This window comes from Methanoregula sp., assembly GCF_041645475.1.
Lineage (GTDB): Archaea > Halobacteriota > Methanomicrobia > Methanomicrobiales > Methanospirillaceae > Methanoregula.
On sequence record NZ_JBAZQA010000001.1, the window covers coordinates 91,129 to 104,841 of the forward strand.

Sequence of the window (13,713 nt, forward strand, 5' to 3'; positions counted from 1 at the left end):
GTTTTCGTATCCGGATACAACCACCCGATTATCTCCCGGATGAATCTGCGGCAGAACGAAAATTGGAAAACCTCACCCACTCCATATCCATCGTTTTAAATTCAACAAATGAGAAAATACAAACCTTAAGGAGATCCAAAAAATGTCATTTATCATATCCCTCTATGTCCAGGAAGGCATTGTTATGGCAAGTGACAGCCGGCTCACGCTGACCCATACCGAGCAGCGGGGAAACCAGCAGGTTCAGATCTCTGTTCCCCAGTCCGATGCGAATTACAAGACCTTCCTTGCCCCGGGAAATATCGGTATCTCCACGTACGGGGCCGCCGATATCCAGGGTGTTCCCATCAGCGGCTACATTGATTCGTTCATCACCGAAAAATTTTCCGGGCCAGCTGTCGATGTCAATGCTGTCCCGAAGCTGCTCATCGATTATTTCCGATCCCTCCCATTGGTCCCCGATACCGGGTTCCATGTTGCCGGCTACAGCAAGAAGAACGGGAAACTGATCCCCCACCTCTGGCGGCTCATTCTCATCAACGGTACCTGGACGGAGATCAACAAGCCCGGCGATCAGGGAGCTGCCTGGGAAGGAGAGAACGACGTCATGACCCGGCTCATCCAGCCGGTCAGTCTCATGGGGCCGGATGGGAGTGCAACCCCGCTTCCGCCATCGGTGATCAACTGGCAGTTCTTTACTCTGCAGGATGCCATTGATTTTGCCATCTACGCGGTGAAGACCACCCGCGACACTATGCGGTTCCAGACCCGGCTCAAGACGGTTGGGGGACCCATTGACGTGCTCGTGATAAAACCGGACCGGGCCTTCTGGGTCCAGAGAAAAGAACTGCATGCCGAGGATAATGTGCTGTCGTTCTGAGGTATTCACTTCCATTTCCCGGAGAACCATTCAACCGGGTATGTAGTGGATAAGGGCTGCGACTCCACGTGCATTCATCTGTTGAATTATGAGGATTTTGAATCACAATCCATCATTCCGATCCGAGACTGGCACGCATTATCTTTTTCTGGAAAAACTGACAGGGCATGGCCACTTCAGTCAACCTGAAAATCTACAGACGCAGGAACATAGCCGAAACGGTTTTTTCAATCTTGAAACGATTGTTTGGAAAACCAATCCAACCCCGGTCTTACCGACAGCAAAGTAAGGAAATCAAATTGCAATGCATCATTTTTTTTATCTCGATCATTTCTTCAAAAACCAGCAGGTATTCAATGTGATTTGAGGTTTCAACAGAGCCTTTCTTTAAAAAATCATGCCCTTCCAAAAACCCGCGTCATATCATGAAGATACCCGGCAATCTCTTTTGTCATAGGTTCTTCAACCCTCCATCTCCAGTTGCCCTCATCCGTTCCCGGGGTATTCATCCGGGCTTCTTCCCCAAGACCAAGGATGTCCTGGAGGGGAAGAATCACCGTATCTGCAACTGACATCATGGCGAGGCGTATAAAAACTTCCGGGAGTTCATCTGCGGAGTATTCCCTCCCCAGATATTGGAAAAGCCTGCGTTTATCTTCGGGCGTTGCATGATGCTCGAACCATCCCCGGACCGGGGAGTTGTCGTGCGTTCCCGTGTACAGGACAAGTTCCCGTGACAGGTTGTGGGGTGCATGGGGATTTTTCGAGGTCTCATCCGTGAACGCAAACTGCAGGACTCTCATGCCCGGCAGATGGAATTGTCGCATGAGATCGTGCACGTCCGGAGTTATTACCCCCAGGTCTTCTGCAATTACCGGAAAGGCAGAGAATGTTGTTTTCATCATCGTTAAGAATTGTTCACCTGGTGCCCTGACCCATGTACCCCGTGTCGCATCAGTTGCATCCGCAGGAACTTCCCAATAGGCAACGAGCCCCCGGAAGTGATCGATTCGTACGGTGTCAAACAGGGCGAAATTCTGTCTGAACCGGCTAATCCACCAGGAGAAGCCTGTTCGCTCATGTTCCTGCCAGTGGTAGAGCGGGTTTTTCCATAACTGCCCTGTTTTGCTGAAATAATCGGGAGGCACTCCGGCAACAACGGTTGGTTTACCATGAGCATCAAGCCGGAAAAGGTCCGGATGTGCCCAGACATCGGCGCTGTTATGGTTCACATAGATTGGCATGTCGCCAATCAGGAAGATTCCCTTGTCCAGGCAATACCGGTGAAGTGCCTTCCACTGGTTAAAAAAAATGAACTGGAGGAACTTTTCTTTTTCAATCTCATCCCGTAATTGATTTTTTATTTCTTCAAGAGATTCCCCATCACGTTTTTTTATCTTTTCCGGCCAGGTGTCCCAGGTAGTATCCCCAAAGTGACTGGTGAGAGACTGGAAGATCGCATAATCTTCAAGCCATCCCGACTGATCACGGCAGAACTTCTGATAATGAGGACTTGCCTGGATCGTATCGCTGCTCACATGATAGGCCCGGGAAAAAAGGGTTTTTTTATACCGGCTTGCTCCCTCATAATCCACGCAGTTCTTGGGAAAAGCCGGGACATCTTTGCAATCGCTCATCTCAAGAAAACCCTCCCGGATCATCAGTTCTGGGCTAATCAGTCCGATATTTCCGGCAAATGCGGACGAGCTCATGTAGGGGGAGTTATCATAGAGGGGGGCGGTGGGAGTTAAGGGAAGGATCTGCCAGTATTTCTGGCCGGCATCCTGCAGAAAATCAGCAAACCGGTATGCCGGGGGCCCGAGATCCCCGATTCCAAATGGGGAGGGGAGTGAGGTCACATGGAGCAGGATACCGCTCCCGCGGCAACTCATACACCCGCCTCCAATGTACCCTGATGTTGGCATTTTGTTTGTTCCGGCTGCAGCCCCGTCATTTTTTCCACCAGTGTTATTCACTGCACGAAACTCCAAGCCAGGTTCCCAGTTCCTTAAAGTGTGAGATCCAGCGGACTGCACGTGAATCCCCCTCACCGACCCTCTGCTTCATGAATGCCAGCTGCTTCTTGCCGCAATAAAAATAATCATTCTGGCATTCCCAAAGTTCGTAGTTGAGGGAGAGGGGTACAAGAATTTTAAATAGATCAATGATCTCCTCCATTGCAATGATATCATCCGGTACGCAGGAGAGTTTTTTTGTAAGGGAGGCAATCCGTTTTGAGGCAGTAAAATTCAGGGTACTGCGGTCCGGCGAGAACTGCCCGTGGATCATCTCATTGACCAGGTGTTGGATTTTCTGGGGGTCACCCCCCTCCGAGAGCGTCTGGTTGAGATCCCGGTTGAGGATGTACCAGACCGGGTCTTCGAATACTCTGGGGACCGGTATCTGCATCTCCCGCATTGCGTGAATCAGGCTGATCTGCTGACGGTAGATCTGCCGGAAGGAAGAATCCAGGTCTTCGAGGGTTGATTCCAGGAGCCGGAAGAGGGTCTCCCGCTGCCCGTCCCTGAAGAGATGCCAGAGAGAATAGGTGGATGTGCCAAATTCCGTTTCCAGGCTCCGGACCAGAAGCGGTATATCTGCGGTTCTAAAAGCGGCTTTGAAACAGTCCTTCATCATGGTGAATGAGACATCACCGGTAAATTCCCGTATGCCCCCCAGGAATTCATAGGTGCCGAGATGAAGGACAGCAAATTCAAGGATTTTCTCTTCACCGGTGATATCCGACCGGAGATCCAGCGTCCCCGTCACCATCCGGATCTTACCGGACTCGGATTTTTCAACGGATTCAGCCAGTTTCGTAAAATGCCTGATAGCCTGTGTATCCGGGTTATCCATAATGAGAGCGGAGACGGCGTAGTTGAAAACGATCCTGTTGAGATCAATCATCGATCTCGCAACATTGTTCCGGTAGATGGCTGCACCATCCCCGTGTTCGGGAATATTGCTCTGTGCTTCAAGCAGGTATGAGATAAAGACGGGCTCAAGATCAATACCGGAAACCTCGCGTGCGAGCTGCATGGCACGACACGCATATTTCATCACCTGGACCGATTCAATCCCGGAAATATCATCAAAAAACCATCCGCAGCTGGTGTACATAAGCATGGCATGCCGCTGCATTTCCAGAAGACTGATCACCCGGCTTTTTTCCTTATCTGAAAGAATCCGGGTTGCATGGTTTGTGAAAAACTGTTCACGGATATACGGTGAGCGATCAAGGATGACCTTGATATAATCGTCTCTGGCCTTCCATGGATCGGAAACATACCCGCTCATCCCTTTTTCATAAAGAGGGGCAAGTTCATCGCGCAGCCAGTCCATGGCCGCACGTAACGGACGCCTCCAGGTCTGCTTCCATTCCGAGTGAGAAACTCCGGTCCCCCCGGAGGGTGTCTCCGTTGGCCGTGTCGGGTTCCGGGGAGGGGAATCAGTCCCCTTTAGTATCGTTCCCCGGGTGGTGCAGCCACAGTCATTCCTCCACCGCTCGATCCCGTGGAGACAGCTCCAGGAGGTGTCCTCTCTGATCTCAACCTCATGTGTCGGGGGATGGATGGATAAGTATTCCCCGAAAAGGGTGAGGGTGGCCGGTTTTGTCTTGTCCACGATGTACAGGGCATAGGCAAGTGCCATGTCCGCAAACCGGTGATGATGCCCGTACGTTTCACCATCGGAAACAACACTGAGAATACCGGATCCCATTGGGAACCGGGAAACGGAGCGCACCATCCTCCCGGCAAACGCATCCCCATTCTCCAGAAGGCTGCCAAATGCCAGCTCCTGGCCAATGGCATCATCCAGAAAGAAGATGGCAATGGATTTTCCGCCGGGAAGCCGGCAGGTATAGGGCATGGAGCAGTCAAGGGTCTCCCGGCTCACGTCCTCCCAGCGGGGCTCGGTTACCTTTTTTACCCGTAATACCTGGGATGGTGAGAGAATGGTGAACAGAATTCCCTGTTCGGAGAGCAGCTCCAGCGTTTCAGAATCTGCTGCCGTTTCCGGCAGCCACATGCCCTCAGGAAATCTCCCGAACCGGTGAACAAAATCCTGTATTCCCCATATTATCTGGGTGCGTTTGTCCCTCTGGCTGGCAAGGGGCATGATGATATGGTTGTATGCCTGAGCAATCGCAGATCCGTGCCCGGAGAACCGCCGCAGACTCTCTTTATCGGCTTCGAGAATTGCAGAATAAACCTGCGGGTTCTTCTCTTCCAGCCACTTCAGGAGCGTTGGCCCGAAATTGAAACTGATCGCGGCATAGTTATTGACGATACCGATAATCCTCTTGTCTGCATTGAGAATGCGGGATGCGGCATTGGGGGCATAACATTCTGCAGTGATCCGTGCATTCCAGTCATGGTACGGGTACGCGGAATCCTCCACTTCGACTTCTTCAATCCAGGGATTTTCCCGGGGCGGCTGGTAAAAGTGACCATGAATACAGATGAATTTCTCCATTTCATGATCCTCCATAACAGCATCCAGCAGATCGTATCCCTGGCTTTTTTTCGTGAAGTACCCCTAGTGAAGACAGGAGCCGCATTGCAGAATGTGCGGATGTGTTCATACCATTCAGCGGCGAAATTGGATACACAGGAATGCAGAACCCGCACTTCAGGTATGACCAGAGGTACCTGATTCCCCTTGCCTTTGTTCCCATGCTTTTTTCAGGGCTGGATCGTATCCCCGCCGTACGTACTCCTTGAGCATACGGCGGGCTGAAAATCGCGGGGCCGTACATTTGATAGCCTCTTTCATCATCTTCACCCACAGGTGCGGGATCCCGTCGTCAGTCTGCATATAATACAGCGGAACAACTTCCCGTTCAAGGAGCCCGTACAGCTGTTCAGCATCCTGCCGGTCATGATTCTGGCCGGGCAACAGATCCCCAAATGCCCAGCCGTTCTTCCCGGAATATGCTTCCGGCCACCAGCCGTCGAGGACGCTCATGTGCATAACACCGTTTAAGGAAGCTTTCATGCCACTGGTACCGCAGGCTTCCATGGGGGGAATGGGATTGTTGAGCCAGACATCAACCCCGTGGACCAGATACTGGGCCATCTGCTCCCCGTAATCCTCGACAAAGGCAATCCTTCCGCCAAAGTCCTGCTGGAGGGCATACCGGTATATCTTCTGGATGATCCGCTTCCCTTCCTCATCCGCCGGATGGGCTTTTCCCGCAAAGATGATCTGGACCGGTTTCCAGGGATTGTTCACAATCTTCTTGAGCCGCTCGATATCCTGGAAGATGAGATCTGCCCGTTTGTACGTGGAAAATCTGCGGGCGAACCCGATCGTGAGCGCGTTCGGATCGAGAAGCGCTCCTCCGGAAAGGACGTTTAAGGGATCGGTGTTCTCGCCCACCCACTTGCGCCGCTTATGCTCCCGGATCCGGTTGATAAGCTTCCGTTTGAGCTGGAGGTGAACGGCCCATAGTTCCTCATCCGGGATCTCGTGGATCAACTCCCACAGCTGAGGTTTATCATGCACGGTGCGCCACTGAGGACATGAGGGGGAAAAATACCTGTTCAGCAGGAGCTCCATTTTGGGATCCAGCCATGTCGGGACATGCACTCCGTTGGTGATATGGTGGATTGGGATCTCTTCTTTGGGAAGTTCCGGCCAGAGCGGTTTCCACATTGACCGGGCAACCTCACCATGTTTTTTGCTCACGCCGTTTCTGAACGCGCTCATCTTCAGTGCGAAGGCGGTCATGTTGAAGAGGTCTTGTGAAGCCTGGGGGGAATACCCCAGGGAAAGAAATTTTTCCCGGCTGATCCCAAGCAGGGGATAATAGTTTTTGAAATACTTGTCCATGAGGGTAGAGGAGAATGCATCATGTCCGGCCGGGACGGGGGTGTGGGTGGTGAAGATGGTCGTCTCCCGCACCCTGTCCGAAGCTTCTTCAAAACTCATGTTATCCAGGACATTCTCCCGGATGCGTTCAAGTATGGTGAATGCCGGGTGACCTTCGTTGAGGTGAACAATGGAGGGACGGACACCCAGCACGTCCAGCACGTAACTCCCGCCAATACCAAGAACAATCTCCTGCTTTAACCGTTGTTCATTGTCTCCGGTGTAGAGCCGGTACGAGATGGAACGGTTAGCAGGATCGTTCTCGGGAATATCGGTGTCCATCAGGAAGAGTGGGATCGTGCCGACATCGACTTTCCAGACCGCGACATAGATCGGGGGTTCGATAAATGGTATCCGCACAATCAGCTGGTCTTCATGATTATAGAGAACCCTCTGGATGGGTGCAGCATCCCGGTCCAGGATCTCCTTGATGTCCTGCTGCCAGCCGTCCGACCCGATATGCTGGTGGAGATAGCCTTCCGAGTACATGAATCCCACGGCAACAAGTGGAAGACCGAGGTCGCTTGACTCCTTGAGATGATCCCCGGCAAGAAATCCGAGACCTCCGGCATACAGGGGAAGGGAGTGCTGCAGCCCGTATTCCGCGGAAAAATATGCAATATTGAGATCATGGTTATGACTGCAGTGTTCAAGGAACCAGTTGTGTTTCCTCTGCATCTCATACCGGAAACGGATCATCACCAGATCGTAATGCCGCAGGTATGCGGGATTTTTCGATGCTGAAAGGAGCTCATCTTCAGGAAGGGCACGGAGCATCTTCACCGGGTTATGGATGCTCTCCACCCATGCCTGGGGATTCAGCCGCTTGAAAACCATTTTTACTGCGGGATTCCAGCTCCACCAGAGATTGTATGCGAGATCGATGAGGCCGTTAATCCGTTCGGGAACCTGCGGGAACATTTTTTTGATCTTATCGGGTGCCACGTCAATCCTCAGTAGTTGTGTAGTAGTTTCATCATCTTCTTAATAGTATGGGAGGCGGACAATACCCATGGTGATAAAGAAAACCGGGTTTGAGAAATGAATTTTTGTTCCGGGAAATGTATTGTGTCGATGAATATGTGACGATACCGTAAAACAGAAACGGCCGTTACCGATGGAGAGAGACCTTGGAGAGCCTCTATAGCAGAATCAGAACCCGCCCTCATGGAGTGGGACAATAAAACGTATGGACAAATGTGTGGATACGTTGCCCAACAATTCATGAGGTCAGATCACGAGTACCCGAATCAAAATAATGGTTATAAGGACCTGAGCAGTACCTGGTATCACTTTTTATGCACGCTTCTGAAGGCACATTTTCATGGCAGACCCTGCTTAATTTTTTTAATCGCTATCATGGGGTGTTAGTTGATGAGGCTACAATTGGATAATTATGCTACAAAATGCATGTACATGCTACAAAATTTTCACTTCTCCGACGTGATGGCCCGGAAAATACAATCAAGATGCGATTGCAAAATTCCGGGCAGGGGGTTGGGGGGTGATTGAAATTTTTTTGCCGGAGATTGATTGCGAATTTTTTTTATGCAAACCAGGTGCCACTCCAGGAATCTTCCTGACCGATTGCAATGTGATTCTCCTTCCCCCGACACGGATCACCAAAAAACTCCCAGCAGCCTCCGGCCTTATGGATCTCCTTTCATTTATGGCCCTTGTTGCAGTTGTTTTTGATTTCAGCGCAGCCGGCATCTTTCTGAATGGCAAATTTCCGTGAAAAAAGCAATACCTGTTGGGCTCAGGTCACATGCATACCAGGGTACTCCCCTCTATCCGGGATGGAGATAGATTTATATCCCTGTGATTATGTTATGTATCTTTGCTAGGCTGAGGACTTTCCACTCAAAAGTAACCGCGCCAGGGCGTACACGATTCCCAAACCTGCTGAATAACCCGTCACGTTCAATGATTTTCGTACTCCTCCAAGTGGCACCGATGGTCTGTCCCCACAGCCAGTCCGGGAGAAATTACTATGCCGCCGATCTGTTTTGGATTCGAGGTGCATCAGCCGTACCGGCTGAACCGCATGTTCTCGCCCCAGCCGAAAGTGAAAAAGAAAGACCTGTTCGATCACTATTTTGACGGGCTCAATAAGGAAATCCTCCTGCGTGTTGCAGAGAAATGCTACAATCCTGCAACCCGGATAATCCTTGAAAAACTGGATGATGGTTTTTCCTGTGCCTTCTCGTTGTCCGGAATTGTCATCGAGCAATTCGAGCGATGGAGCCCGGAGACCTTATCGCTGTTCGAGGAGGTTGCCCGGCATAAAAATACCGAGCTTATCGGGCAGACCTATTACCACAGCATTGCCAGTTGTTTTTCGGACAAAACTGAATTCGCTGAACAGGTTAAGATGCATTCCGACCTAATGTACGACCGCTTCCGGGTCCGTCCGGTTGTTTTCGAGAATACCGAATTTACCTTTAACAACGATGTAGCGGCCACGATCCGGGATATGGACTTTGCCGGCATTTTCACCGAAGGTGTTGACCGGGTTCTCGGATGGCGAAGTCCGGATTACCTGTACACATGCAAGGATCTGCCGGTTCTGCTCCGGAATACCAAGTTGTCCGATGATATTGCCTTCCGGTTTGCCAACCGCTCCTGGGATATGTATCCGCTGACAGCCAATACCTATGCCCGGTGGATTGCCGCGTCTTCCGGAGATATCATCAACGTCTTCCTCGACTACGAGACCTTCGGGGAACATTTCTGGCAGGAGACCGGAATTCTGGATTTCCTGCGGGCCCTGCCGGACGAGCTGAGTCAGCAGGGTGTTGAGACTCTGCTGCCATCCCAGGTTATCTCAAGGAATGAACCCGTTGACACGATCGATGTACAGGAGACGATATCCTGGGCAGATATCGAGAAAGATACATCGGCCTGGATGGGAAACGACCGGCAGAAGACTGCATTTCATGCAGTCCAGTCTGCCCGGCCATTTGCTGTGGATAAGCCGATCTGGCGCTATCTCCAGACAAGCGATCACTTCTACTACATGGCCTCCAAGTACGGCACGTGCGGGGAAGTGCACACGTATTTCAGCCACCATGATGCAGATGACGCGTTCAAGACCTTCATGAAAGTTCTCTCGGATTATGAATCCCGCACGATACGGGTGATGAAGAACCGCCGATCGGCAAAGACACTCCGGACCCTCGCCCCAGAGCAGGCATTCCATTTCGCAGGTCCGTCCGGCTTCATCGGCTATACCGCGTATAACCTGGACCAGTTTGAAGAACTGCTGTATGTTGTTCCGGCAGATTCGATCCAGTATCATCTCGACAGGGAGGATTTCCGGAACTGGATTATCGATGTGCTCGACGACATCCACCTGGCAGAAAGCCTGACCGGTTTACGAGAACGCCACGACCTGACAAATGCAATAAAAGAGCGGAGGGAACTGTTATGGAGTCATTTAAAATAGCTTTCTTCTGCTGGGAATCGATGTATGCCGAGCGGGTTGGCGGGCTTGCCGCTGCCGCCACAAACCTTGCAGAAACCCTGGTGAAACAAAACCACGAGGTACATTTCTTTACCCGCGGGAATATTCCCGACCAGACCGTCAAAGGTGTGCAGTATCACTATTGCAGGCCTGCCGGGAAAAATATCGTTGACTATTGCGATACGATGAGCCGGCTGATGGTGGAGCAGTTCCACGTGTACGATCGCTCCTGCAGGTTCGATTTCCTCCACTTCCACGACTGGCACCCGATCCAGGCGCTCCATCACCTCCAGAACAGGAACACGCTCCTGACATTTCATTCAACGGAATACGGGCGGAATGGAAACCAGTACGGGGACTGGTGGGAGTTCAAGGAAATTTCCGGCAAGGAGTGGTATGGCGGCCTGATTGCAAAAAGGGTTGCGGCGGTCTCGGCAACACTCAAGCGGGAAGTGATGCAGCTGTACAATATCCCTGACGAAAAGTGCGATATTATTCCCAATGGTGTTGTTCCGCGGCAATATCGTACGGAGATCGATCCCGGGGAAGTTAAAAAAGCGTACGGAATCCATCCCTATGCCCCGCTGGTCCTGTTTATTGGCAGGTTGGTATACCAGAAGGGGCCCGACCTGTTCATAGAAGCCGTCCGCCAGGTCTGTCAGTACCGCTGGGATGCAAAAGTCATTGTTGCCGGTGACGGCGGAATGATCCAGTATCTTCGTGATCGGGCAAAAGACCTGCCGGTCAATTTTGTCGGGTACATTCCGGATTCCGAATATATCCGGCTCCTGAATGCCGCAGATGTTGTCGTGATTCCAAGCCGGAATGAACCGTTTGGTCTGGTTCTTCTTGAGGCCTGGAGTGCAGAGAAAGGAGTTGTGGCATCGGATGTTGGCGGCCTGGGTGAGAATATCGATGCATTCGTGAACGGCATAAAGACCGAACCCACAGCGGAATCGCTTGCATGGGGCATCAGCACCATGATCAATGAGCCCTGGAATGCATCTGCCCAGGGAATGCGGGGGAGGAAAAAGGTGGATCGGCTGTTCCTGTGGGGGCCGATCGTGCTGAGACTGACGGATACCTACACACGGATTTCGGCATGAGACATGTCTCTGTACCACGTCCTCCTGCCGGTTTTCTCCACCCCATAAAGACGTGCGGAAAGATACCAGAGGTCCGTCTCTTTGTGAGAATATCATCCGGTACTTCAGCCGGGTTTCGGATCACCAGAACGGGAGACTGCACCATGAAGTATCAGGCATCCTCCTGCCCCGCCCCATTCACATGAGACCTGTTACCACCAGTGACCTGAATGCATTCGAAAAATTTCAAGGATACCATTGCTGCATCACCGTATATCTTTACGATCGGTGTTGCCGGGGACAGCGGATCGGGAAAAACGACGTTCACCCAGGGTATCCGGAGCATTTTTGGCAATGACCTGGTCTCCACAATCACCCTTGATGACTACCACAGTCTTGACCGGGAGGGACGGGTGAATGCCGGGCTGACGGCACTCGATCCGAAAGCGAACCGGATCGACCAGATGGAACGGGACCTCATCCAGCTCAGGCGTGGGGTTCCAATCGAAAAGCCCGTGTATAACCATACTGCCGGAACCTTTGATCCGCCCGTTATCTTCCGGCCCGGAAAGATACTCATTCTCGAGGGGCTTCACACGTTTTTTACACCCACACTGCGAAAATACCTGGATTTCACCCTGTTCGTGGATCCTGCAAAAGAAGTAAAATACGACTGGAAGATCCGCCGCGATATGAAAAAACGGGGATATTCACAGGAAGAGGTATACCAGGAAATCCTCCGTAGAGAGCCGGATTACCTGAGATATATCGATCCCCAGAAAGAATTTGCTGATGCGGTCATCGGTATCAGCTATTCACAGTATGGCAGGGTCCTGGGCGAAGAGCGCAATGTATACCGGGTAACGCTGAAACAGAACCGGATGAAACAAACTCTTGAGAATATCGATCTCTCGCTCGATCTCTATTCAATTCTGTCGCTCTCTGAACGGAATTTCTGTCTCATGTTCGAGACCGGCGAGTATGAGGGCCAGCGGATGGGACAACTCATCATTGACGGGGAACTCAGCGAGCATGTGGTAAAAAAACTGGAACGGAGTATCGAAGACCAGACCCGGGTCCGGCCCATCTCCCTGTTCAAAAACCGGGATTATGTGACCGCAGGGGACCTTGCCCAGCTGATTCTCTGCTGGCGGATCATCCACCTCCGGATCTTCATGGAAATGAGCCGGTGATGACCCTGCCGGAAGCATCCGGATATGATCCGTACCTCCAATCAGCGGTCATGGCTGCAAGGAATGAACAAGTGTGTACGGAACACGGGATGGAAACAAGATCTGTACAGTGCGGCTGGGACAATGAACATATACCTTGACAGGATATCATGAACGTAAGGAGGGAAGAAGGTTTGAAAACCATTGGCGTGCTGACGGGAGGAGGCGACTGCCCGGGACTCAATGCGGTGATCCGGGCTGTGGTGCGGGCAGGATTTGCCTACGATTTTGAGACACTCGGGATACGGAACGGGTGGCTCGGGCTCATTGACGGGGATGTGGAGCCGCTGACGGATTTCTCGGTCTCGGGCATCCTTCCCAAAGGAGGAACTATCCTTGGAACCTCCCGGACAAACCCCCTCGCAAACACGGCGGACTTCCAGAAAATCCAGCATAATATAAAAAAATACGGGATCCATGCACTGGTTGTCATCGGGGGTGACGGAACCCTTTCAGCGGCACGCGATGTGGCAAAACAGGGAATACCGCTCGTGGGTGTTCCCAAGACAATCGATAACGACATCAGCGGAACCGATGTCACGTTCGGGTTTGACACTGCGGTTTCTATTGTTACCGAAGCGATAGACCGGCTCCATACAACTGCCGAGTCCCATCACCGGATCATTGTTGTTGAAGTGATGGGGCGCAACGTTGGCTGGATTGCTCTTACGGCGGGAATTGCCGGGGGGGCGGATGCAATTCTTATCCCGGAAGTTCACTTCACCATGGACGAGGTCTGCCGGAAACTCCGGGCCCGGTACGAGGCCGGGAAAAAGTTCTCCATTGTCGTTATCGCCGAAGGGGCACACCGGGAGGACATCGGTGTTCCGCCTGTACCCGAACATGACCGGGATGAATGCGGTCATGAAAAATTCGTTGGTGTGGGGAACATGCTGGGAAAGGAACTGGAACGATGTCTCGGGGTCGAGACGCGTGTCACTACACTCGGGCATGTTCAGCGGGGTGGTTCGCCCACTGCGTATGATCGCGTCCTTGCCACCCGTTTCGGTGTTGCTGCGGTTGAGCTGATCCATGCCGGCGATTTCGGCAAGATGGTTGCCCTGCAGGGAAACCGCATCACATCGATCACGCTTGAGTCTGCCGTCCAGCAACTCAAAACGGTTGACCCCGCATTCTATGAACTCGGGATGATGGTTACCGGCGGGAAAAAATGAG

General features: G+C 52.0%; 8 protein-coding genes. 5 read left to right on the forward strand and 3 right to left on the reverse strand.

What is annotated here, in order from left to right:
- The first annotated feature begins 142 nt into the window (after nucleotides 1-142).
- Nucleotides 143-880, forward strand: a complete 738-nt coding sequence (locus WC598_RS00470; RefSeq protein ID WP_372959496.1) for a hypothetical protein — start codon at nucleotides 143-145, stop codon at nucleotides 878-880.
- A gap of 395 nt (nucleotides 881-1,275) precedes the next feature.
- Here the strand turns inward: WC598_RS00470 and malQ are convergent, their stop codons facing one another.
- From malQ to glgP, 3 genes are all read right to left on the reverse strand, one after another.
- Nucleotides 1,276-2,772: a 4-alpha-glucanotransferase gene (gene malQ / locus WC598_RS00475; RefSeq protein WP_372959497.1), complete on the reverse strand. Its 1,497-nt coding sequence runs from the start codon at nucleotides 2,770-2,772 to the stop codon at nucleotides 1,276-1,278.
- A gap of 76 nt (nucleotides 2,773-2,848) precedes the next feature.
- Nucleotides 2,849-5,356, reverse strand: a complete 2,508-nt coding sequence (locus WC598_RS00480) for a DUF3536 domain-containing protein (protein ID WP_372959498.1) — start codon at nucleotides 5,354-5,356, stop codon at nucleotides 2,849-2,851.
- Between the two features lie 156 nt (nucleotides 5,357-5,512).
- Nucleotides 5,513-7,699, reverse strand: a complete 2,187-nt coding sequence (glgP, locus tag WC598_RS00485; protein WP_372959499.1) for an alpha-glucan family phosphorylase — start codon at nucleotides 7,697-7,699, stop codon at nucleotides 5,513-5,515.
- 1,048 nt (nucleotides 7,700-8,747) lie between these two features.
- Between glgP and WC598_RS00490 the strand changes: the two genes are divergently transcribed.
- The 4 genes from WC598_RS00490 to WC598_RS00505 all read left to right on the forward strand — a co-directional run bounded on the left by WC598_RS00490 (nucleotide 8,748) and on the right by WC598_RS00505 (nucleotide 13,712).
- A complete protein-coding gene (locus WC598_RS00490; protein ID WP_372959500.1) occupies nucleotides 8,748-10,202 on the forward strand; it encodes an alpha-amylase in 1,455 nt (484 codons plus the stop codon).
- Entirely contained in the window at nucleotides 10,184-11,326 is a 1,143-nt protein-coding gene (locus WC598_RS00495) for a glycosyltransferase family 4 protein (RefSeq protein ID WP_372959501.1), read from the forward strand. Before WC598_RS00490 ends, WC598_RS00495 begins: the two co-directional genes overlap by 19 nt.
- Nucleotides 11,327-11,535: 209 nt before the next feature.
- Nucleotides 11,536-12,498, forward strand: coding sequence for a phosphoribulokinase (locus tag WC598_RS00500; RefSeq protein WP_372959502.1), 963 nt, complete (start codon nucleotides 11,536-11,538; stop codon nucleotides 12,496-12,498).
- Between the two features lie 149 nt (nucleotides 12,499-12,647).
- On the forward strand, nucleotides 12,648-13,712 hold the full coding sequence (locus tag WC598_RS00505; protein ID WP_372959503.1) for a 6-phosphofructokinase: 1,065 nt from the start codon (nucleotides 12,648-12,650) through the stop codon (nucleotides 13,710-13,712).
- Nucleotide 13,713 lies beyond the last annotated feature (1 nt).